Genomic DNA, 22553 nt, shown 5'->3' on the forward strand with positions numbered 1-22553 from the left:
CACGATCACGTCGCGGATCACGGGCAGACCTGGCAGCGGTTTCAAAACGATGTTGCCGGGCAGGGTGTTCATATTGGTGAGACACGCCAAACCGTTTTTGCCGTTGATGTTCATCGCATCTGAGCCACACACCCCTTCGCGGCATGAACGGCGGAAAGAAATACTTGGGTCTACGGCTTTGAGTTTCATCAAGGCGTCCAGCAACATGCGTTCGTTGCCGTCCAAATCCACCTGGATGGTTTGCATGTAAGGCTTGGCGTCCTTGTCAGGGTCGTAGCGGTAAATTTGGAAAGTGCGTAGGGTCATGAAAGAACTCCGGGTGTAATTTGCTGTTGGACCGTCACCTGAGGTGAGCGGTTCAAGCCATCTTTAAAAAGTGCGAACCTTGGGTGGCACGGAATCTACCGTGAGGGGCTTGAGCTTGACGGGTTTGTAGGTCAGGCTGTTGTCAGCGCTGTGCCACAGGGTATGTTTCATCCAGTTGGCGTCGTCCCGGCCCAGTGGCGCCACGGCGTCGTCTACTGGGCGCTCGTAGTCGCTCACCGTGTGCGCGCCACGGCATTCGCGGCGGGCAGCGGCAGACACCATGGTGGACTGTGCGGCTTCAATGAGGTTTTCCACTTCCAGCGCTTCGATGCGGGCGGTGTTGAACACTTTGGACGTGTCCTTCAGGCCAATGGCATTGACGCGGTCACGGATGGCGGCGATCTTCTGAACGCCTTCGTCCATGCTGGCTTGGGTGCGGAACACGCCTGCATGCAGTTGCATGGCGGCGCGCATGTCGTTGGCCACGTCTTGGGCGTATTCGCCGCCACGGCCTTCGAGCTTGTTCAGGCGCTCAAGCGTGCGGTCGGTCGCATCAGCCGGCAGTTCTTTGTGTGACTTGGTTTTGGAGGCGAAGTCAACGATGTGGTTGCCGGCTGCGCGGCCAAACACAAGCAGGTCGAGCAGAGAGTTGGTGCCCAAGCGGTTGGCGCCATGCACCGAGACGCAAGAGCATTCACCCACCGCGTACAAACCGTTGACCACGGCGTTGTGGTCGGTGCCGTTTTGCACCACCACTTGACCGTTGATGTTGGTGGGGATACCGCCCATTTGGTAGTGGATGGTGGGCACCACGGGGATCGGCTCTTTGGTGATGTCCACGTTGGCGAAGTTGACGCCGATTTCGTACACCGAGGGCAGGCGCTTGTGGATGGTGTCTGCGCCCAAGTGGTCCAACTTGAGCAGCACGTAATCTTTGTTAGGACCGCAGCCACGGCCTTCCTTGATCTCCTGGTCCATGCAACGTGACACGAAATCACGCGGTGCCAAGTCTTTCAAGGTGGGCGCATAGCGCTCCATGAAGCGTTCGCCATTGCTGTTGAGCAAGATGGCGCCTTCGCCGCGGCAGCCTTCGGTCAAGAGCACGCCGGCACCGGCCACGCCGGTGGGGTGGAACTGCCAGAACTCCATGTCTTCCAAAGGAATGCCCGCACGGGCCGCCATGCCCAAACCGTCGCCGGTGTTGATGAAGGCGTTGGTGGAAGCAGCATAAATGCGGCCTGCACCACCCGTGGCCATCAGCACGGTCTTGGCGTGCAAAACATGCAGGTCGCCAGTTTCCATCTCCAGGGCGGTCACGCCGACCACGTCGCCTTCGGCGTCACGGATCAGGTCAAGGGCCATCCACTCCACAAAGAAGCTGGTTTTGGCCGCCACGTTTTGCTGGTACAGGGTGTGCAGCATGGCGTGACCGGTACGGTCAGCCGCAGCGCAGGCGCGTTGCACCGGCTTTTCACCGTTGTTGGCGGTGTGGCCGCCAAACGGACGCTGGTAAATCGTGCCGTCCGGGTTGCGGTCAAAAGGCATGCCCATGTGTTCCAGGTCGTACACGACCTTGGGCGCTTCGCGGCACATGAATTCAATCGCATCCTGGTCGCCGAGCCAGTCGGAGCCCTTGATGGTGTCGTAAAAGTGGTAGTGCCAGTTGTCGTCGGACATGTTGCCCAAGCTGGCACCGATGCCGCCTTGGGCTGCCACTGTGTGTGAACGGGTAGGAAACACTTTGGATAGGACGGCGACATTCAAGCCCGCGCGGGCCAATTGCAGCGAGGCACGCATGCCCGAACCGCCGGCGCCGACGATCACAACGTCAAACTTGCGGGTGGTGATTTTGTCTTGGGTATAGCTCATGGTTTATCTTGGTTGGTAGGGGTTCAGCGCAATGACAAGCGGTGGTGGACGCCTCAAAGGCGCCACAGGGCCTGAACAGACCAGCCAGCACAGCCGATCAACCAGACGAGGGTGAAAACATGCAAAACCAGGCGCACCGCCAAAGGTTTGACATAGTCCATCCAGATGTCACGCATGCCCACCCAGACGTGGTACAGCAGAGAAAGGATCACACAGAAGGTCAACACCTTCATCCACTGGGCGGCAAAAATGCCAGCCCACTCTTCGTAACCGATGGGGCCTGAGGTGAAGATCACCTGGGCCAGCAAGATCACGGTAAACAGAGCCATCAGGGTAGCGGTCACGCGTTGCGCGAGCCAGTCACGAAAGCCGTAACCAGCACCGGTCACGATGCGTTTGGAGCCGTAGTTCACGGACATAGTTCAGTTTCCTTTTTGATGTTTTGGGGGCAGATCAGTACAAGCCAAACATCTTGGCACCCAACACAGCCGTCAGACCCATGCTCAGAACCAAGGTGACGATGGCCGACGATTGGCCGAATTCTTTGGTCACGGCATGGCACACATCCATGTACAGGTGGCGCAAACCGGCAATGAAATGGTGCAAGTAAGCCCAGATCAAAGACAAGGCGATCAGCTTCATGAACCAACCGGGCACAAAACCGATACCGATGTTGAATGCAGCGGACAGCTTGGCGAACGAAATCTCGGAGGTGATCGAGTTGTCAAACATCCAGATGATCAATGGCATCAGCAAAAACATCAAAAAACCGCTGATCCGGTGAAGAATCGACACGATGCCCGCCATCGGTAAACGGTAGGAGGGCAAATCTTTCAAGGCGTTGATGTTGCGGAATTCAGGCCGCTTGCGCGCGAGTTCGGTCATGGGGTTTACTTTCTGGATTAACGCGATCGAGTTGCAGGTATCTAACGTAAACGATTCTATTGCAACGCAGCAAACTGACACGAGCATTGCACACGCATGTGACAGGGCGATTCTTCGAGAGTGGAATGGGGCTCAGCTCAGTGCGTTGCGGTAATGGTGGTGTTCGGTGCTGTAAATGCCCCGGCGCAGTTCCATGGGCGTGTCGTTGTAGGTGTAAGCAATGCGCTCGACGCTGAGCAAAGGGGTGCTTTGACCGACTTTGAGCAATTGACTTTGCGTCTCGTCGGGCAGTACGGCGCGTATTTTTTCGTCAGCGCGAACCATGCGCACCCCAAATTCGGTTTCAAACAAGGCATACATGGGGCCGTGGTAACCGGCCAGGCGCTCGGCGGTCAGGCCTTTGAAGGGGGCTGCTGGCAACCACAAGTCTTCCAAAATGGTGGGAATGGTGCCAAAAGAAAGCACACGACGGACTTGAAGCACGGCGTCGCCCGTGCGCAGCGCCAATGCCCGGGCGATTTCTGCTGTGGCACGGGAGCGTTTGCAGTCGACGATTTCTCGTTGGGCCGGTCCTTCTGAATCCAGGTCGCCTCGATCGGGCACCAGTTTCAAGAAGCGGTACTGCACATGGTCTTCAGAGTGCGTGGCGACAAATGTGCCTTTGCCTTGCCTGCGCACCAGCAGGTGGTCGCTGGCCAACTCGTCAATGGCTTTTCTGACCGTGCCTTGGCTGACCCGGTAGCGGGCGGCCAACTCCATTTCGCTCGGAATGGATTCGCCCGGTTTCCATTCGCCGGACTGCAGGTTTTGCAAAATCAAGCCCTTGATTTGCTGGTACAGAGGGCTGAACGCGGGGGTGGGCGTCAGATTGCCTGCATCCGAAGAACTGTGTTCGGCCAAGGGTGGGGTGTTGTTCATGGGGTTGAATTTGCCGTGCGGGTCAGTTGCACGTCAGGGACGGTATCTTATCTTATATAAGACATAAGACAAATTGACGATCGCTGTTTTTCGCGGGTACACTCATGAGCTGTTTGCTTGCGTTCGTTTCCATTCAAGGGGTAAGCGATGCGCGGGTCCGGTGAGCCGGACAGACCTGCCGACAAGCGTTGTCGGACAGGGACTGCGACCCTTGTTTTCAACACTTTTGGAGTTTCCACCATGAGCAAAAAGCCCGTCCGCGTTGCCGTTACCGGCGCCGCAGGTCAAATCGGTTACGCATTGTTGTTCCGCATCGCCTCGGGCGAAATGTTGGGCAAAGACCAGCCTGTCATCCTGCAATTGCTGGAAGTGCCAGTTGAAGGACCCCAAAAAGCGCTCAAGGGCGTGATGATGGAACTCCAAGACTGTGCATTCCCCTTGTTGGTCGGTATGGAAGCCCATGGCGACCCGATGACCGCATTCAAAGATGCTGACTACGCCTTGCTGGTCGGTTCGCGCCCTCGTGGCCCCGGCATGGAGCGTGCTGAATTGCTCGCCATCAACGGCGCCATCTTTACAGCCCAAGGCAAGGCCCTGAACGCCGTGGCTTCGCGTGACGTCAAAGTGCTGGTCGTGGGCAACCCCGCCAACACCAACGCCTACATCGCCATGAAGGCCGCGCCTGACCTTCAACCCGGCAACTTCACCGCCATGCTGCGTTTGGACCACAACCGCGCCTTGTCGCAAATCGCTGCCAAGACCGGCAAAGCCGTCGCCGACATTGAAAAACTGTGCGTCTGGGGCAACCACTCGCCGACCATGTACGCCGACTACCGCTTTGCCACCATCCAGGGCGAATCTGTCAAAGCCATGATACACGACCAAGAGTGGAACGCCAACGTGTTCTTGCCCACCGTTGGCAAGCGCGGCGCGGCCATCATCGAAGCACGCGGCCTGTCCTCGGCAGCTTCGGCTGCCAATGCCGCCATCGACCACATGCGCGACTGGGCCTTGGGCACCAACGGCAAGTGGGTCACCATGGGTATCCCCTCGCAAGGCTGGTATGGCATTCCCAAAGACGTCATGTTTGGCTTTCCAGTGACCTGCGAAAACGGCCAATACAAAGTGGTTGAGGGTTTGGAAATTGATGCTTTCAGCCAAGGCTGCATTGACAAAACCCTCAAAGAGTTGACCGACGAGCAAGCTGGCGTGGCCCACTTGGTCTGACTCTCAACAAAGAAGCAGAGTGAGCCATCCGCGCGACGTTCTGTTGGGTGCGCAAGCCGGTGGCGTTTCGCTGCCGGTGTGTGACCATTACAGCGGTGTCGAAGTGCGGATGCGAAAAAGCTTGCAGCTGCAAGCGGAGATGACGCAAGAATTTGGGACCTGCGTTTTTGATGTGACCCTGGATTGTGAAGACGGTGCCCCCGTGGGCGGCGAGTCTGAGCATGCCGCTTTGGTCACCGAGTTGGCGTTGGGCGCTGCACCCGAGGCCCGTGTGGGCGTGCGTGTGCATCCCGTGGACCACCCCAGTTTTCAGGCCGACGTGGCCACCATCGCAGGCCAAGCGGCGCAGCGTTTGACGCACATCATGGTGCCCAAAGTCGAGTCGGTGGCCGATGTGCAAATGGCCGAACTGGCACTGATGCGATCAGGCGCCAAAAATCTGGCCCTGCATGTTTTGATCGAGTCGCCCGCTGCGGTGCACCGTGCGTTTGACATTGCCGCCCACCCGCGTGTTCAATCGATCAGTTTTGGCCTGATGGACTTTGTGTCCGCTCACGGTGGTGCGATTCCTGCGGACGGCATGGGTATCCAGGGGCAGTTCACCCACCCTTTGGTGCTGCGGGCCAAACTCGAGATCGCTAGCGCTTGCCATGCCCATGGCAAAGTGCCCTCTCATAGCGTGGTCACCGAGTTCAAAAACACCGATGCCATCCGCATGGCCGCCCAAAAAGCGGCGCGTGAATTGGGCTACACCCGCATGTGGAGCATCCATCCCGACCAAATTCGCCCCATATTGGAAGCCATGGCCCCCAGCGAGGCGCAAATTGAGGAGGCCAGCCGAATCATTTTGGCTGCTCAGGCGGCTCAGTGGGCACCCATCAGCCATGCAGGTCAATTGCACGACCGGGCCAGCTACCGGTTTTTCTGGCAACTGATCGAGCGGGCGCACCAGACCGGTCGCCCTTTGCCGTTAGAGATCCAAGGCTTTTTGACGGGTTCGGGTATCCACCACAGGCCTGCGCCATGACCAGAGCAAGCCCAACAGATGGCCGTGGCATGTCCAAAATGGTTGTCCTCCAAGTCCTTTGCATGGCCTCTTTGGGGTGGGTTGTGCCTGCCTGGTCACAAGTGAATTCCAAGCCGTCTGCTGCAAAAAATGCCAAGGTCCAGCCAGGGGCTCAAAAAAATGCCCAAGCCAAAGCCAAACCCCCCAAAAAAACAGTCCCAGCGGAGCCTGACACCTTGATGGGGCCCGATGAACTGGCCATTGCCGAGCGCGTTCACCAAGGCCAATTGCCTTGCGAGCTGGGTGCATCCGTCCGATTGGAAGCCGACGCATCGCAACCCGGTTACTTTTATTTGCATGGCAAAGGGTTTCGCTACCGCATGCACCCCATCGTGACCAGCACAGGTGCCATCCGTCTGGAAGACCAAAAAGCGGGGGCTGTGTGGCTGCAACTGGCCAATAAATCGATGCTGATGGACCAACACAAGGGCCGTCGCATGGCCGATGAATGTGCGAATGCCGAGCAACTGGCCTTTGCCCAAAGCATGAAATCCAATCCGCCGCACAGCCTGATCGATACGACCGGCATGGGGCGGTAAATCTTGAAACCTTGACTGACAGGAGAAAAAACCATGTTGAAAGCCTACCGTGACCACGTTGCCGAGCGCCAAGCGCTGGGCATCCCCCCGCTTCCATTGGACGCCAAGCAAACGGCTGAATTGATCGAGTTGATCAAAACCCCCGCCGCGGGCGAAGAAGCGTTCTTGATGGACTTGCTGACCCACCGCGTGCCACCCGGCGTGGACGATGCGGCCAAAGTCAAAGCCTCTTTCTTGGCGGCTGTGGCGCACGGCGAAATCCAAGTGGCTTTGATCTCGAAGTCCAAGGCCACTCAGTTGTTGGGCACCATGGTGGGTGGCTACAACGTGCACCCGCTCATCGAATTGCTCGAGGATTCTGAAGTGGCTGCCGTGGCCGCTGAGGCCTTGAAGAAAACTTTGTTGATGTTCGACTTCTTCAACGACGTCGCTGAAAAAGCCAAGGCCGGAAACGCCAAGGCCAAAGAAGTCATGCACAGCTGGGCCGATGCCGAGTGGTTCACCGCCCGCCCTGAAGTCGAGAAAAAAATCACCATCACCGTGTTCAAGGTGCCAGGCGAGACCAACACCGATGACCTGTCGCCAGCGCCTGATGCCTGGAGCCGTCCAGACATCCCTTTGCACTATTTGGCAATGTTGAAAAACACCCGCGAAGGTGCACCCTTCAAGCCCGAAGAAGATGGCAAGCGCGGCCCCATGGCCATGATCGAAGAGATGAAGAAAAAAGGTCATTTGGTGTCTTATGTGGGCGACGTGGTCGGCACAGGCTCTTCACGCAAGTCAGCCACCAACAGCATCATCTGGGGCTTTGGTGAAGACATTCCGTTCGTGCCCAACAAGCGTTTTGGTGGCGTGACCTTGGGTGGCAAGATTGCCCCCATCTTCTTCAACACCCAAGAAGATTCAGGCGCTTTGCCGATCGAAGTGGACGTGACCCAACTCCACATGGGTGACGTGGTGGACGTGTTGCCTTACGAAGGCAAGATCGTCAAGAACGGTGAAACCATCACCACCTTCCAACTCAAGAGCGATGTGCTGTTTGACGAAGTGCGAGCCGGTGGCCGCATTAACTTGATCATCGGCCGCAGCTTGACGGCCAAGGCCCGCGAGTTCTTGGGTCTTTCCGCATCGACCGTGTTCCGTTTGCCCGCAGCACCGATCAGCACCCAAGCGGGCTTCACATTGGCGCAAAAGATGGTCGGCCGTGCGGTCGGTTTGCCAGAAGGCCAAGGCGTTCGCCCCGGCACTTACTGCGAACCGAAGATGACCACCGTGGGTTCACAAGACACCACCGGCCCCATGACGCGCGACGAGTTGAAAGACCTGGCCTGCCTCGGTTTCTCGGCCGACATGGTCATGCAATCGTTCTGCCACACCGCGGCTTACCCCAAGGCGGTGGACGTGAAAACGCACCGTGAATTGCCGGCCTTCATCAGCAACCGTGGCGGCGTTTCTCTGCGTCCAGGCGACGGCGTGATTCACTCTTGGCTCAACCGTTTGCTGTTGCCTGACACTGTGGGTACAGGTGGCGACTCGCACACACGTTTCCCCATCGGCATCAGCTTCCCCGCCGGTTCTGGCTTGGTGGCCTTCGGTGCCGCCACAGGTGTGATGCCTTTGGACATGCCTGAGTCTATTCTTGTGCGCTTCAAAGGCGAAATGCAGCCTGGTGTCACCCTGCGTGACCTGGTGCATGCCATTCCTTTGTACGCGATCAAGCAAGGTTTGTTGACCGTGGCCAAGGCCGGCAAAATCAACGAATTTTCAGGTCGCATTTTGGAAATCGAAGGTTTGCCCAACCTCAAGGTGGAGCAAGCATTTGAGTTGTCAGATGCATCTGCTGAGCGCTCTGCCGCCGGTTGCTCGATCAAACTCAACAAAGAGCCTGTTGAGGAATACCTCAAGTCCAATGTGGTGTTGATGAAAAACATGATTGCCGACGGCTACGCTGACGCACGCACCTTGGCGCGCCGCATTGAGAAGGTGGAGCAATGGTTGGCTGCGCCAAACCTGCTGGAAGCAGACAAAGATGCGGAGTACGCCCACGTCATTGAGATCGATTTGGCCGACATCAAAGAGCCCATCGTGTGCTGCCCGAACGATCCTGACGACGCCAAGTTCTTGTCCGAAGTGTCTGGTACCCACATCGACGAAGCCTTCATTGGTTCGTGCATGACCAACATCGGCCACTTCCGCGCAGCGGCCACTTTGTTGGGCGGCCAACGCGACATCCCCGTCAAATTGTGGGTGGCCCCGCCCACCAAGATGGACGAGAGCGAGTTGATCAAAGAAGGGCACTATGCTGCGTTCGGCACAGCCGGTGCCCGCACCGAAATGCCAGGCTGCTCCTTGTGCATGGGCAACCAAGCACAAGTGCGCGAAGGCGCGACCGTGGTGTCGACCTCCACACGCAACTTCCCCAACCGTTTGGGCAAGAACACCAACGTGTATTTGGCATCGGCCGAGTTGGCCGCGATCACTTCCAAGATGGGCAAGTTCCCCACCGTGGCCGAATACCACGCAGCCATGGGCGTGGTGAACAAAGATGGTGCAGCCATCTACAAGTACCTCAACTTCAACCAGATTGAAGAGTACGTGGAAACGGCCAAGGGCGTCACCGCTTGATCCACCTGGGTTCTGGACCAAGCCCCGTCGGTGAAAGCTGGCGGGGCTTTTTTGTGGGGTCTGTGCGCCAAATGACGGACCCTTGTGCATGCACAGGGGCTAAACTGCCACACACGTATCGCACCACCATGTCATTGAAACCCAGCTGTTCTCTTGTGTTTGTATTGGGTGCACTGGCCTTGCTGCAGGGGTGTGCATCCTTGCTGCCGAGCACCACCACCAACGCCGCCCAATTTGCCAGCTTTGAAGAGGCGCGAATGACCATCGAGTCATTGGTGCCCTACCAAAGCGATGTGACCACTTTGGCCCCGTTGGGAATCGATCCGTTGCAACAACCCAATACGCTGATCCTGACCCATTCGGACATCGCCAAGCGCGTCATCAATGGCAATTTGCAAAACCGCGATGATCTGGACAAAGGCATCCAGGATTGCCTGAGGGCCGGTGATGCCTGCTGGGGTTGGGAGATCAAGGCCTCACGCATTGCCAGGGTCCGAACCGGCAGTTTTTTCATGGATTTTGTCAACCTCAAGCGCACCACCGAGACCAGTGGTTGGCGCTTCAATGCCACGATCTTGATGGTCAATGGCTTGGTCGTGCACCGAACCTGGGGCGGCCAACCTGCGGTCCAAGAAGTGGAGGTTCGAAGGAACCCCTTGGGTCCTTTGCAAGACGGTGGCCCCGGCTTTGTGCAGGGTTTGCGTTAGAGATCGCCCATGGTTGAGCTTGGGCGGCTGATCTGCGCAGGTGACAGCGTGGTTTTGTCAAATCGCGTAGTCTGGATTCACCGTCAATTTGCACAGAAAGTTCCATGTGAATCAAGCCACTTTGGGCAGCAGCCCCTTGAAAGTTTCCCGTTTGTGTCTGGGCACCATGATGTTCGGCGACCAAACTTCAATCGCAGATGCAGGGCACATCGTCGCCGATGCGCACGAAAAGGGCTGCAACTTCATCGATACCGCCGACGTGTACTCGCTCGGAAAATCCGAAGAAATCGTGGGCCAATTGCTCAAAGGTCAACGCCATCGCTGGGTATTGGCCAGCAAGCTGGGCAATGCCATGGCGCCCCTGCCCAACCACCAGGGCTACTCGCGCAGCTGGATGTTGCGGGCATGCGAAGACAGCTTGCGCCGCCTGGACACCGACCACCTCGATATTTATTACCTGCACCGCGATTACAACGGCATGAACCTGGAAGAGCCCTTGCGGGGCATCGAGGCTTTGCTGCGTGACGGCAAGATCCGCTATTGGGGTGTCTCGAATTTTCGGGGTTGGCGCATCGCTGAAATGGTCCATATCGCACGCCAAATGAACATGCCCGGCCCCGTGGTGTGCCAGCCGTATTACAACTTGCTCAACCGTTTGCCTGAGGTGGAAATCCTGGAAGCATGTGGGCATTACGGGATGGGTGTGGTGCCTTACAGCCCTATTGCGCGGGGTGTTCTCACCGGAAAATACGCGCCAGGTCAGGCACCTGCCGAAGGCAGCCGGGTTGCCCGCGCCGACAAGCGCATCCTTGAAACCGAATTTCGGCAGGAGTCCTTGCAAATGTCGCAAGTTTTGCGTCAGCACTGCGAAGGCAAAGGGGTCTCATTGGCGCACTTTGCCACGGCTTGGGTGTTGGCCAACCGCCATGTCAGTGCGGTCATCGCCGGGCCACGCACGCTGGCGCAATGGCAAGATTACGCTGGCGCGCTGGATGTGAAGATCACGGCCGAGGACGAAGCGGTCGTCAATGCCTTGGTGGCACCAGGTCACCCATCCACACCAGGTTACAACGACCCTGCTTACCCACTGAATGGGCGTTGAAGCGACGCCTTCTGTCCACCTTGCCTCAACCCTGGCCTGATCAGGGTTATTGGGGTCGATTTCATCGCATCAAAGCGCTTGGTTATGCTGATGGCCCAACACACAAACAGGGAGTCATTTGATGTTTTCACGACGTTCTTTCATGGGTGCCGGCTTGGCGGGTACCTCGGCTTTGGTCTTTTCTTCTGTCTGGTCCCAGTCTGCCCCCAACTTTGGCGCGCCCAATCTCCCCACGGTTGGTTTTCGCCGCATGAAGCTGGGCAACATGGAAGTCATTGCCCTCAACGATGGCGCTGTGCGTCGTCCTTTGGGCGAAGAGTTTGTGCCCAAAGTGCCTTTGGACAATGTGAAGGCCTTGTTGGCCTCACAAAATTTGCCCACCGATTACATCGATGTGCCTTACACCCCGTTTTTGTTGGTCAATGGCAACCAGCGTTATTTGTTTGACACAGGCTTTGCTGACAACGGGCCCCCCACCACAGGCAAACTCTTGACCAACCTGGCGGCTGCCGGCTTCAAGCCCGAGGACATCAACAACGTTGTCTTGAGCCATTACCACGGTGACCACATCAACGGTTTGCGTTACAAGAATGGTTCACTGGTGTACCCCAATGCCCGTGTGCATGTGCCCTCCGTAGAGCATGCTTTTTGGATGGATGACGCACGCATGGCGGCAGCGCCTGCCGCCATGCAAGGCGCTTTTGCCGGCGTTCGCCGCGCTTTGGGCAATTTGTCCGGTGATCAATTGGTCAAATTTGAGCCCGGTACCGATGTGGCGCCTGGCCTGACTTCCATCGCTGCCTTTGGCCACACGCCGGGTCACAGTTTGTTCAAAATGCATTCTCAAGGCCAGTCGTTTGCCTATGTGGCTGACATCACCAACGTGCCTTCTTTGTTCGCGCGGGCACCCGACTGGGCTGTGCTGTTCGACATGAACCCAGAAATGGCACGTCAATCGCGTCGCCGTGTGTTTGACATGTTGGTCAAGGAAAAAATGATGGCAGGTGGATTCCACTTCCCCTTTCCAGCGTTTGGCACGATCGAACCATCGGGTGATGGCTATCAGTTCAAACCGGTGGCCTGACCATTCCAAAAGGCGACTCCACCATGGATCAAACGGCACCTGAGGGTGCCGTTTTCATGGGTCGGAAGGTGTGGCGAGTTCAATGCCAAGTGCAATACTGAGTGCAATGGAGGACGGTTCACGGCAGGCACAATGTGCACATGACAAGACATGAGCGCAAACCGGGGTTGATCGCAGGGGGTGGAATTGGCGGGTTGGCCGCTGCTGTGGCCCTCGCCCGTGCGGGTTTGCCGGTTGTGCTCTTGGAGCGCTCGCCACAGTTCAGTGAGGTGGGTGCAGGTGTGCAAATGGGCCCCAATGTCACCCGTATTTTGCAGGCTTGGGGCTTGGGCGACGCGCTGGCGCGGGTGGCGGCATTCCCCAAGCAGTTGCAGACCCGCGATGCCCAAACGGGTCGGGTTTTGGGCACCTTGTCATTGGGTGAGCGTGCGCAAGCGCTTTACGGCGCGCCCTATGCCACCATCCACCGGGCCGATCTGCATGGCCTGTTGCTCCGAGCTGCGCAAGGCGAGGGCGCCGACTTGCGTTTGGGCCAAACCGTGCGGGGCTGGCGCGAAACCGCAGACGGTTTGGAGGTGTGCAACGACAGCCCGCAGCCCTTGGGTGTCAGCGCACTGATTGGGGCCGATGGCGTGTGGAGCGCGACACGTCAGAAGTTGTTGGGCGATGAACCGCCCAGCTTTACCGGGCACCTGGCCTACCGGTCCATGGTGGCGCAGGCCGATTTGCCGGGGCATTTGCGCACCGACCAGGTCACGGTCTGGATGGGCCCCCGCTTGCATGTGGTGCATTACCCGGTGCGCCGTGGGGAATGGCTCAATGTGATCGCCGTGGTGCATGGCGAAAAACCGGCCAATCCCCAGAATTGGGACCACACCGCCAACGCCCATATTTTGATGCAGGCCATGGGCGCTGTCGGTGCTGATTTGCGCCAGCGTCTGGAAGCCATTTCCGATTGGCGTTTGTGGCCCTTGCACGACCGTGCCCCCGTGCGTGCTGCCAGCGAAATGGCGCAGGGTCGGGTGGCGCTGGTGGGCGATGCGGCGCACCCGATGCGGCCCTATCTGGCGCAAGGCGCGGGCATGGCGATCGAAGACGCGCAAGTGCTGGCCCAGTGTTGGGGCCAAGGCGCCGGCAGCGTGGTGCAGCGTTTGCAGGCCTATGCCGATCAACGCTGGGCCCGCAACGCTCAGGTGCAAGCCCGGGCGATTCGCAATGGGCAAATTTTCCATGCCCAAGGCCTGGTGGCCATGGGCCGCAATCTGTCGATGCGGCTCATGGGGCAGCGGCTGATGGACCTGCCATGGCTTTATGGCCAAGGCCCTGCGCTTTGACCTCGCTGCTCAAACCGCCAAAGGCAAAGTCCTCAGCCGCTTGCCCGTGAGGGCAAACAGCGCATTGGCCACGGCGGGAGCCACCGGCGGTACGGCCGGTTCGCCCACGCCTGCCGGGTGGCGGTTGCTGGGCACAATGTGCGTTTCCACCACCGGAGCCTGGCTGAGCATGACCATGGGGTAGCTTGCGAAGTTGCTTTGTTGCACCACGCCCGCCACGATGTCGATCTTGCCAAAGAGGGCTGCGCTCAGGCCATAGATCACGCTGCTTTCCACTTGCTGGGCCACGGTGTCCGGGTTGACCACGGTGCCGCAGTCGATGGCGCACACCACGCGGTGGACCCGAATTTGGCCCTGCTCCAGCGAGACCTCGGCCACTTGGGCTGTGATCGATCCAAAAGACCCGTGCAGGGCTATGCCTCGCGATCGGCCTGCAGACAGTGGCTTACCCCAGTCGCCTTTGTCAGCGGCCAGTTTCAGCACCGCCGCATAGCGCGGGGCGTTTTTCAGCAGATTCAGGCGAAAGGTCAGCGGATCTTGCTGGGTGGCCACGGCCAGTTCGTCGATGAAGCTTTCTGAAAAGAAGGCGTTGTGCGAATGGCCCACCGAGCGCCAAAAACCCACGGGCACGCCTGATTGGGTGGCCACATGGCTCATGTGCTGGTTTAACAAGCCATAGGGCAGATCGAACAGGCCTTCGGAGGTGGTTTTGTCGGGCATGTCCACAGGGCCGGACAAGTGCGGCGCTGCACGCGCCATCCAACGCGGGGTGATGGCATCGCCCGCCGAATGGATGCGCAGGCAGCTGACTTCGCCTGTGCCGTCCAGCGAAGCTTGGAACTTGGCCAAGCTCATGGGGCGGTAAAAGTCGTGCGTCATGTCTTCTTCACGCGACCAGCTCAGTTGCACGGGTTTGCCTTCGCAGGCTTTGGCCACTTGCACGGCTTGACCCACAAAGTCAACGTCGAGTCGGCGACCAAAACCGCCGCCCAACAGTGTCACGTGGATGTTCACATGGTCTTCTTTGACGCCCGCTGCTTTGGCCGCCATGGCGCGAGCCATTTGCGGCACTTGGGTGGGCACCCAGATGTCCACTTTGCCGTCTTTGACTTGCGCGGTGCAGTTCATGGGCTCCATCGTGGCGTGGGCCAAGTAAGGGGCTTGGTAGAGGGCGTCGATGCGCTTGGCGGCGGCTTTTTCGGCTTGGGCGGGCAGGCCTTGTTCGTGAAAAGTGAAGCCACTTTCGGTGTTCAAGGCCTTGAGCAGATCGGCCTGGATGCGGGTGGTGTCTGCAGCGCCGGTGCCGGAAGTTTGCCACTGAACTTGCACCGCTTGGACGCCCTGTCGAGCATGCCATGTGCTCTTGCCCACCACAGCCAGACCCCCGGTGCCGCCGCCCCAGGCGTCGATCTGCACGACTTTCTCAACGCCAGCCATGGCCAAGGCGGCTGTTGTGTCCATGGACGAGGCCGTACCGCCCAGCACAGGGCTCATGCGCATGGCGGCAAATACCAGGCCGGGCAGGCGCACATCGGCTCCGAACTGGGCTTGGCCCATCACTTTGGCGGGGATATCGCTGCGTGGCGTGCTTTGACCGATCAGCTTCCAGTCCTGGCGGGCTTTGGTGCTGACATTTTGAGGTGTGGTGCCCGCAGCACTTGCGGCCATGTCGCCAAAATGTGCGGTCTTGCCCGAAGCATGCTTGAGCACCCCAGCATCGACCGTGATTTCGCGGGCAGGCACTTGCCATTGGGAGGCCGCTGCTTGCATAAGGCTGGCCCGCGCCGTGGCCGCAGCCATGCGCAGAGGACCCCACAGGTCTGCGATGCTGGAGGAGCCGCCGGTGGCATTGATGCCCAGTTCGCGGGCAATTTTGCCCACCATCCACTGTGCCAGCTTGATCTTGGTGGGTGGGTGTTCGCCCTCGCTGTCCAGCGGATGAAAGGGCAGGCTGGCCACGAGCATCGCAACGTTGCCGTAGATGGTGTCGGTACCGGCTTGTTCCAGCCGCACACGACTCAAAGGCACATCGAGTTCTTCGGCCACCAGCATGGCCAGTGCCGTGTGCACGCCTTGGCCCATTTCGCTGCGCGGCATGGCCAGCAACACACGGCCGTCTTTGGCGATCTTGATCCAACCGTTCAGGGCGACATCGCCTTCGGTTTTGAGCATCGATTCGGGTGAACCCATGCGTGACCGAGCGGGCATCGCGCCCCAACCCACCACCAAGGCGCCAGTCGCGCCCAGGGCGCTGAGTAACCAAGTGCGGCGCTTCATGTGGCACCGCCTTTCTTCATCTGAGCCGCAGCACGGTGGATGGCGGCCCGCACGCGTTGGTAGGTGCCGCAGCGGCAGAGATTGGTCATGGCCAAGTCAATGTCGGCGTCGCTGGGCTGAGGGGTTTTGTCCAGCAAGGCAGCGGCGGCCATCAGCATGCCGCTTTGGCAGTAACCGCATTGGGGCACTTGCTCGGCGATCCATGCCACTTGCAAGGGGTGAGGTTGATCAACGGTGCCCAAGGATTCGATGGTTTTGATCTTTTGATGGGCCACAGCAGACACCGGCATCACGCACGAGCGAACGGCTTGACCGTCGACGTGCACTGTGCAAGCGCCACAGGCTGCCACGCCACAACCAAACTTGGTGCCGGTCAGGTTGAGTTCATCGCGCAGCACCCAAAGCAAAGGCATGTTGGGCTCGGCTTGGGTGTTTCGGCTTTGGCCGTTGATGTTCAGTTCCACAGTGTTCCCCGATTGATGGAAGCCAGGATATCAGTACAAATGAAATCAATGATTGGTCGCCTGCTGAGCCTTCTGGGTAAGCAGGGTCACAGTTGTGTGCGAAGTGTCCAGATTTCGGGGAAGAGCACGGTGTCCAGCATTTTGCGCAGGTAGCTCACACCGCCCGTGCCGCCTGTGCCGCGCTTGAAACCGATGACGCGTTCGACCGTGGTGACGTGTCGAAATCGCCACAAACGGAAAGCGTCTTCCAGATCGGTCAGCTCTTCGCCGAGTTGGTACAGATCCCAGTGTTGTTGGGGATTTCGGTAGACCACCAGCCAGGCGTTTTCAACCGCTTCGCTGGCTGGGTAGGGCTGTCGCCAGTCGCGCTGGGTGTGGCTTTCGGGCATGTCCAATCCCCGGCGTTGCAACAAACGCAAGCATTGGTCGTACAGCGATGGCGCTTCATAGGCAGCCTGCACGATGACCGACAAATCGGGGCGGTGGGCATGGGGCTGCAGCATCGCGGCGTTCTTGTTGCCCATTGCAAACTCGATGCAGCGGTACTGCCAACTTTGAAAACCGCTGGACTGCGCCAGGTAGGGGCGGATGGCGCTGTACTCTGGCGGCGTCATGGTGGCCAGCACATCCCAAGCATGCACAAGCTGCTCCATGATTTTGCTGACGCGGGCGAGCTTTTTGAAGGCTTCGGGGAGTTCATCGGCCTGGATGTGGTGGATCGCCGCTTGCAACTCGTGCAGCATCAGTTTCATCCACAGCTCGCTGGTTTGGTGCTGCACGATGAACAGCATCTCGTTGTGGTCGGGCGAGAGCGGATGCTGCGCATTCAGTATCGCGTCAAGCTGCAGGTAGTCGCCATAGCTCATGCGGCCGTCCAAGTCGAGCAGGGCTTTTTCTTCGTGCACGATGTGCTCGCCCGGGGCTGAGATGGCGCCCGCCGTGGCGTCGGCTTTGGGGGAATGGAAAGGGCAGGAAGTCATGTGATGCTGGTCAGGTCACAGCGTTTTTTTGGGCAAAGCGGGCTTCTTGCCATTCCCCACTGGCCATGACCTGGCACAGCTGCTCGGCGGCGTTCCAGACATCGGCGTAGCCGATGAACAGCGGCGTGAAACCAAAGCGCAGGATGTCCGGGTGCTGGCCGCCGTCGCCCGCACGGAAGTCACCGATCACACCGCGAGCAATCAAGGCCTGCACGATGGCGTAAGCGCCTTCGGCTCGGGTCAGGCTGACTTGCGAGCCGCGCAGGGCTTCCTCAGCAGGGGTGGCGATGCCAAAGCCTTGGCCGTGCAGCCGAGTCCTCACCAGCTGCATGAACAGGCCCGTGAGGGCCAATGACTTTTGGCGCAAAGCGGTCATGCCGCCCAGTGTTTCGGCGCTCAAAAAAGCGTCCAGGCCGCAGTCGAGTGCTGTGAGGCTCAAGATGGGCTGGGTGCCGCACTGGTAGCGCGTGATCCCTTGGGCGGGCTGGTAATCGGACGTGAAGGCAAACGGCGCGGCATGGCCCCACCAACCGGCCAATGGTTGCCAGAAACGGTTGGTGTGTTGTGGGCGCACCCAAACAAATGCCGGCGCACCAGGGCCACCGTTGAGGTATTTGTAACCGCAGCCAACCGCAAAGTCCGCACCCGAACCATTCAGATCGACGGGCACCGCACCCGCGCTGTGCGCCAGGTCCCACACCGTGAGGATTCTTTGGGCATGGGCCTGTTCAGTGATGGCCTGCATGTCGTGCATGGCGCCGGTGCGGTAGTTCACATGGGTGAGCAGGAGCACCGCCACATTGGCGTGCAAGGCGGCGGTGATTTCGTCGGCTTCGACCAGTTGCAGCGTGAAGCCGCGCTCTTTGCACAGGGCCTCGGCGATGTAGAGGTCGGTGGGGAAGTTGCTGCGCTCGCTGACGATTTTGGTCTTGTGCGGGTGGTCTGCGGCGGCCATGTGCAGCGCTGCGGCCAACACTTTGAACAGGTTGATCGAGGTGCTGTCGGCGGCGATCACTTCGCCCGCTTGGGCACCGATGATGCGGGCAATCTTGTCCCCCACGCGCTGGGGTAAGGTGAACCAGCCTGCACTGTTCCAGCTCTTGATCAAGTCGGTTCCCCATTCCTGCGTGACAGCTTTGGCCACGCGGGCTGGGGTGGTCTTGGGCAGCACGCCCAGGGAGTTGCCGTCCAGGTAGATCACGCCGGGCGGTAAATCGAACTGCGCGCGAAGGCTGCGCAAGGGGTCTTGCGAATCCAACAGTTCGCAGTCCTGCAGCGTGGGGGTGAGGTTCATCATGGGGTGTCCTTCAAACGGTTTCAAAGTTCGCGCAGGACGGCCCGCACGGGGCTGGCATCTGCGCTCATGAGTTTGAGGGGCAGGGCGATCAACTCGTAATCGCCTTCGGGCACGCCGTCCAGCAGCAAGTTTTCCAGCACACGCAAACCGCGCTGGCGGATCATCTGGTGGCTGGGCAGCAGCTTGCTGTCGGCCGGATCGATGCTGGCGCTGTCGGTGCCGATCAGCTGCACGCCCAGGTCGGCCAGGTGTTGCACAGTGTCTGGGTCGAAGGCGCAGAGCTGGGCATCAAAATGGTCCATCGGCATTTGTTGGTAGGTGCGCACCAGCACCCGCTCAGGCAGGTTGTGCAATGCCTTTTGCAGGTGCACTGTGGTGATCACCGGCCCTGCACCGATGGCATGGACCACGCGGCAGCGGCCGAGAAAAGGCGTCAACTCGAGCATGCCCACCGCCGCGCCTTGCGGGTCGTAATGCAGCGGCGCATCGGCATGGGCACCCACATGGGGCGACAGTGTGATGGCGCTGACATTCACAGGACACAGGTCCGACAAGGTTGCCGCCCAGCGCTGGCTGTAAGCCGTGTCGCCTGGAAAAACAGGACTGTTGCTGTGGATGGGGGGAGAAATGTCCCAAAGTTTTTTCATGCTGAGCGAAGGTAGCACCGCCCCAAAACCGTGGTGTCGGTTATTTCCAACACCCATCAAAAAGAGTTCAGGGGTTCAGGGCAGGTAAACCTTGGCGACGCCGTGCCTGTTCGCAGGCGGTGCTGCCTTCTTCAAACTCACGGCAAGGCGAAGGTCGCCACTCGTAAATGCCGCAAATGGCTTTTTCGCCAGTTTTGCCATAAAGGGCAGAACAACGCGGCGGGCTGTGGTCGGTGCCGCGCATGCGGCAAGTGTGCTCGGTGATGGGCTCGGCCAGACCCGAAGGCACATCACCGCCACCTTCTTCGGACTCGCAGATGGAAAAATCCACCCGAAAACTCACGCAGCATGCGCCGCAGGTGGTGCAGTGGGACATGGCGTGAAAAGGGAGGAGGGACCCCAGAGCAAGTCCGGGGCATCAGATCAGGCGTTGACGCGACCGAGCAGCAAGAACTCCATCAGCGCTTTTTGCACATGCAGGCGGTTCTCGGCTTCGTCCCAAACCACCGATTGGGGCCCATCGATGACATCGGCGCTGACTTCTTCACCGCGGTGAGCGGGCAGGCAGTGCATGAACAGTGCGTCTGGCTGGGCCACTTGCATCATGGCTTCGTCCACGCACCAGTTGGCAAAATCTTTTTTGCGGGCTTCGTTTTCGGCCTCATAGCCCATGCTGGTCCAGACATCGGTGGTCACCAGGTCGGCCCCCCGACACGCATCTTCGGGGTCTTTGAAGATTTTGTAGCTGTCGGCGCTGCGCAAACCGGCGACGGCCTGGTCCACTTCGTAGCCACTGGGTGTGCTCAAGTGAAGGGTGAAGCCCAGCAACTCAGCGGCCTGAAGCCAGGTGTTGGCCATGTTGTTGCCGTCACCCACCCAGGCGACCACTTTGCCGTTGATCGACCCACGGTGCTCGATGTAGGTGAACAGGTCGGCCAAAATTTGGCAAGGGTGGTATTCGTTGGTCAAGCCGTTGATCACAGGCACGCGCGAGTGCGAAGCAAAGCGCACGATTTTGTCCTGGCCGTAGGTCCGGATCATGACGATATCGGTCATGCGGCTGATCACGCGGGCACTGTCTTCGATGGGCTCGGAGCGGCCCAATTGGCTATCACCCGTGGTCAGGTGCACCACCGAGCCGCCGAGTTGGTACATGCCGGCCTCAAAGCTCACGCGGGTGCGGGTGCTGGCCTTTTCAAAAATCATGGCCAGCGTGCGGTCGGCCAGCGGGTGGTATTTCTCGTAGGCCTTGAATTTGCGCTTGATTTCGGCGGAACGGGTAAATACATGCGCGTATTCATCGGCCGTCAGATCACTGAATTGCAGGTAATGCCGAACGGCCGCTGGGGTGGATGAACTCATGGTTTTTCTGCCAAAAAGGTCTTGATCAAGGGCACCAAAATGGCCACGATTTCGTCGGCTTCGGCCTCGGTCAAGATGAGCGGAGGCACGATGCGTATCACGCTGTCGGCGGTCACGCTCAGCAGCAAACCAGCTTCGGCGGCGCGGCTCCAGATGGGGCCGCAGGGGCGGTCCAGCTCAATGCCCAACATCAGGCCTTGGCCACGGATTTCCTTGACGCCTTGAACACCTGCCAAGGCGTGCTCAAGGGCAGCGCGTAAATGCTCGCCGACCCGAGCCGCGTTGGCCATCACACCGTCTTTTTCCATGATGCGGATGGTTTCGACACCGGCACGCATGGCCAAGGGATTGCCGCCAAAAGTGGTGCCGTGGTTGCCGGGCTGAAAGATGTGGGCAGCTTTGGGGCCGGCCACCACCGCGCCAATGGGAACACCCGAGCCCAGGCCCTTGGCCAGAGGCATCACATCGGGCACGATACCGGCCCATTGGTGCGCGAACCACTTGCCGGTGCGACCCATGCCGCATTGCACTTCGTCCACCATCATCAACCAGTCTTTCTGGTCACACAAAGCGCGCACTTGCTGCAGGTATTCGATGCGCATGGGGTTGACGCCGCCTTCACCTTGGATGGTTTCCATGAAAACGGCCACCACATTGGGGTTGCCTTCGGTGGCTTTTTTAAGCGCTTCGATGTCGTTCACCGGAACGCGCACAAAACCTTCTAGCATGGGTCCGAAGCCTGTTTTAAGCTTTTCGTTGGCTGTGGCGCTCAGTGTGGCGATGCTGCGGCCATGAAAGGCTTTTTCATACACCACGATTTCAGGCTTGGCGATGCCTTTGTCGTGGCCAAATTTGCGTGCCAATTTGATGGCTGCTTCGTTCGCTTCCAAACCCGTGCAGCAGAAAAACACATTCGTCATGCCCGACATCTGCACCAGCTTGGCAGCCAGCACTTCGGCGTTGGGCACATGGTAGTAGTTGCAGCTGTGGATCATCTTGCCCAGTTGGTCTTGCAAGGCAGGCACCAAGTCGGGGTGGTTGTGACCCAGGGTGTTCACGGCGATACCGGCCAGCGCATCCAAATAGGACTTGCCATTGACGTCCCAGACTCGGCAACCTTGACCGTGGCTGAGTGCGATGGGCAGTCGGCCATAGGTGTTCATGGTGTGCGGTGAGGCGGCTTCAATGCGAGCGGTCATGCGTGAACTCCTGAAATAAAAATCGGCCCAATGGGGGAGGGCCGTTAAGGGAATATTTTAGAGGCAGTTGTATGACTGTTGGATGTCGTCTGTCACACGACTGAAGTCTTATATAAGATACAATACCTGACCAGCAAAAGCAGCGGCGATCCCGGTGCTTTTGGCGTCCACACCAACCCTTCTATCCGATGGTCTCCAACTCTGCCAAAGAAGTCTTTATACAGGGCATCACCCAGGACGGAAAGGCATTCAGGCCCAGCGACTGGGCTGAACGCTTGGCAGGCGTGATGAGCCAATTTCGTCCCGGCGGCGCCATTCCCGGCAGCCATTTGAGCTATTCCCCGTGGTGCATTCCTACCACGATGGGCAACGTCAAATGTGTCGTGGTGCACCACGACTTGCGCGATCACGACGTGATGGCCTGGGATTTTGTGATGAATTTCGCCAGAGACAATGGCCTGCAAGTGGCTGAAGCTTGTTTGTTGTCCGACCTTCCCCCTAAAAAATAAGACCGCAGAAACAACCACCTTCCGGCGGTTTTTTATTGGGTCCGAGTTCTTGGGAGGATAGATGCCCTGATGAACCTCGCTGAGTTGGGGTCATCGCCGGGTGACGATTTCTACGAGTGAAGCGAGTCATGAGGAGCCCGGCGATGGCCCCAACTC

Annotated in this window: 22 protein-coding genes; 9 read left to right on the plus strand and 13 right to left on the minus strand. The window is 59.0% G+C overall.

Annotated features, from left to right (window positions below; all coding sequences use genetic code 11):
• The 5 genes from Q0O19_RS06245 to Q0O19_RS06265 all read right to left on the minus strand — a co-directional run.
• On the minus strand, window positions 1-306 hold a 306-nt coding region (locus Q0O19_RS06245), incomplete at its 3' end, for a 2Fe-2S iron-sulfur cluster-binding protein (RefSeq protein WP_295521046.1).
• 63 nt (window positions 307-369) lie between these two features.
• Window positions 370-2175 (minus strand): succinate dehydrogenase flavoprotein subunit, encoded by a 1806-nt coding sequence (gene sdhA / locus Q0O19_RS06250; RefSeq protein WP_295521048.1) that lies wholly within the window; start codon window positions 2173-2175, stop codon window positions 370-372.
• A gap of 53 nt (window positions 2176-2228) precedes the next feature.
• The gene (gene sdhD / locus Q0O19_RS06255; RefSeq protein ID WP_295521049.1) at window positions 2229-2594 is read right to left on the minus strand and encodes a succinate dehydrogenase, hydrophobic membrane anchor protein; all 366 of its coding nucleotides are present in this window, start codon (window positions 2592-2594) and stop codon (window positions 2229-2231) included.
• Window positions 2595-2628: 34 nt separating this feature from the next.
• The gene (sdhC, locus tag Q0O19_RS06260) at window positions 2629-3060 is read right to left on the minus strand and encodes a succinate dehydrogenase, cytochrome b556 subunit (RefSeq protein ID WP_295521051.1); all 432 of its coding nucleotides are present in this window, start codon (window positions 3058-3060) and stop codon (window positions 2629-2631) included.
• A 132-nt stretch (window positions 3061-3192) separates the two neighbouring features.
• On the minus strand, window positions 3193-3978 hold the full coding sequence (locus tag Q0O19_RS06265; RefSeq protein WP_295521053.1) for a GntR family transcriptional regulator: 786 nt from the start codon (window positions 3976-3978) through the stop codon (window positions 3193-3195).
• A gap of 240 nt (window positions 3979-4218) precedes the next feature.
• Between Q0O19_RS06265 and Q0O19_RS06270 the strand changes: the two genes are divergently transcribed.
• From Q0O19_RS06270 to Q0O19_RS06305, 8 genes are all read left to right on the plus strand, one after another.
• On the plus strand, window positions 4219-5205 hold the full coding sequence (locus Q0O19_RS06270; RefSeq protein ID WP_295521055.1) for a malate dehydrogenase: 987 nt from the start codon (window positions 4219-4221) through the stop codon (window positions 5203-5205).
• 19 nt (window positions 5206-5224) lie between these two features.
• Window positions 5225-6232 carry a CoA ester lyase gene (locus tag Q0O19_RS06275; protein ID WP_295521056.1) on the plus strand — a complete coding sequence of 336 codons (1008 nt, stop codon included), beginning with the start codon at window positions 5225-5227 and terminating at the stop codon, window positions 6230-6232.
• Between the two features lie 215 nt (window positions 6233-6447).
• Entirely contained in the window at window positions 6448-6810 is a 363-nt protein-coding gene (locus Q0O19_RS06280) for a hypothetical protein (protein WP_295521058.1), read from the plus strand.
• Window positions 6811-6843: 33 nt separating this feature from the next.
• Entirely contained in the window at window positions 6844-9435 is a 2592-nt protein-coding gene (acnB, locus tag Q0O19_RS06285) for a bifunctional aconitate hydratase 2/2-methylisocitrate dehydratase (RefSeq protein WP_295521060.1), read from the plus strand.
• 128 nt (window positions 9436-9563) lie between these two features.
• Window positions 9564-10142 (plus strand): hypothetical protein, encoded by a 579-nt coding sequence (locus Q0O19_RS06290; protein WP_295521063.1) that lies wholly within the window; start codon window positions 9564-9566, stop codon window positions 10140-10142.
• 106 nt (window positions 10143-10248) lie between these two features.
• Window positions 10249-11244, plus strand: coding sequence for an aldo/keto reductase (locus tag Q0O19_RS06295; protein WP_295521064.1), 996 nt, complete (start codon window positions 10249-10251; stop codon window positions 11242-11244).
• A 121-nt stretch (window positions 11245-11365) separates the two neighbouring features.
• A complete protein-coding gene (locus tag Q0O19_RS06300) occupies window positions 11366-12328 on the plus strand; it encodes an MBL fold metallo-hydrolase (protein WP_295521066.1) in 963 nt (320 codons plus the stop codon).
• A gap of 140 nt (window positions 12329-12468) precedes the next feature.
• Window positions 12469-13662: an FAD-dependent monooxygenase gene (locus Q0O19_RS06305; RefSeq protein ID WP_295521068.1), complete on the plus strand. Its 1194-nt coding sequence runs from the start codon at window positions 12469-12471 to the stop codon at window positions 13660-13662.
• 9 nt (window positions 13663-13671) lie between these two features.
• Here the strand turns inward: Q0O19_RS06305 and Q0O19_RS06310 are convergent, their stop codons facing one another.
• From Q0O19_RS06310 to Q0O19_RS06345, 8 genes are all read right to left on the minus strand, one after another.
• Window positions 13672-15939 carry a molybdopterin cofactor-binding domain-containing protein gene (locus Q0O19_RS06310; protein WP_295521070.1) on the minus strand — a complete coding sequence of 756 codons (2268 nt, stop codon included), beginning with the start codon at window positions 15937-15939 and terminating at the stop codon, window positions 13672-13674.
• Window positions 15936-16403: a (2Fe-2S)-binding protein gene (locus tag Q0O19_RS06315; RefSeq protein ID WP_295521072.1), complete on the minus strand. Its 468-nt coding sequence runs from the start codon at window positions 16401-16403 to the stop codon at window positions 15936-15938. The genes Q0O19_RS06310 and Q0O19_RS06315 overlap by 4 nt, the downstream gene beginning before the upstream one ends.
• Window positions 16404-16489: 86 nt before the next feature.
• On the minus strand, window positions 16490-17383 hold the full coding sequence (kynA, locus tag Q0O19_RS06320; RefSeq protein WP_295521074.1) for a tryptophan 2,3-dioxygenase: 894 nt from the start codon (window positions 17381-17383) through the stop codon (window positions 16490-16492).
• A 10-nt stretch (window positions 17384-17393) separates the two neighbouring features.
• Window positions 17394-18680, minus strand: a complete 1287-nt coding sequence (gene kynU, locus Q0O19_RS06325; RefSeq protein WP_295521076.1) for a kynureninase — start codon at window positions 18678-18680, stop codon at window positions 17394-17396.
• Window positions 18681-18700: 20 nt separating this feature from the next.
• Window positions 18701-19327: an arylformamidase gene (gene kynB / locus Q0O19_RS06330; protein ID WP_295521078.1), complete on the minus strand. Its 627-nt coding sequence runs from the start codon at window positions 19325-19327 to the stop codon at window positions 18701-18703.
• Window positions 19328-19394: 67 nt separating this feature from the next.
• Window positions 19395-19703 carry a YkgJ family cysteine cluster protein gene (locus Q0O19_RS06335; protein ID WP_295521080.1) on the minus strand — a complete coding sequence of 103 codons (309 nt, stop codon included), beginning with the start codon at window positions 19701-19703 and terminating at the stop codon, window positions 19395-19397.
• Between the two features lie 47 nt (window positions 19704-19750).
• A complete protein-coding gene (gene argF, locus Q0O19_RS06340; RefSeq protein ID WP_295521082.1) occupies window positions 19751-20689 on the minus strand; it encodes an ornithine carbamoyltransferase in 939 nt (312 codons plus the stop codon).
• On the minus strand, window positions 20686-21888 hold the full coding sequence (locus Q0O19_RS06345) for an aspartate aminotransferase family protein (protein WP_295521084.1): 1203 nt from the start codon (window positions 21886-21888) through the stop codon (window positions 20686-20688). The genes argF and Q0O19_RS06345 overlap by 4 nt, the downstream gene beginning before the upstream one ends.
• Window positions 21889-22076: 188 nt before the next feature.
• On the opposite strand from Q0O19_RS06345, the gene Q0O19_RS06350 reads away from it, so the two are divergent.
• Complete coding sequence (locus Q0O19_RS06350) at window positions 22077-22397, plus strand: DUF3579 domain-containing protein (RefSeq protein WP_295521086.1); 321 nt, start codon at window positions 22077-22079, stop codon at window positions 22395-22397.
• Window positions 22398-22553: the final 156 nt, after the last annotated feature.

The sequence above is a fragment of the Limnohabitans sp. Rim8 genome, assembly GCF_945869175.1.
Lineage (GTDB): Bacteria > Pseudomonadota > Gammaproteobacteria > Burkholderiales > Burkholderiaceae_C > Limnohabitans_A.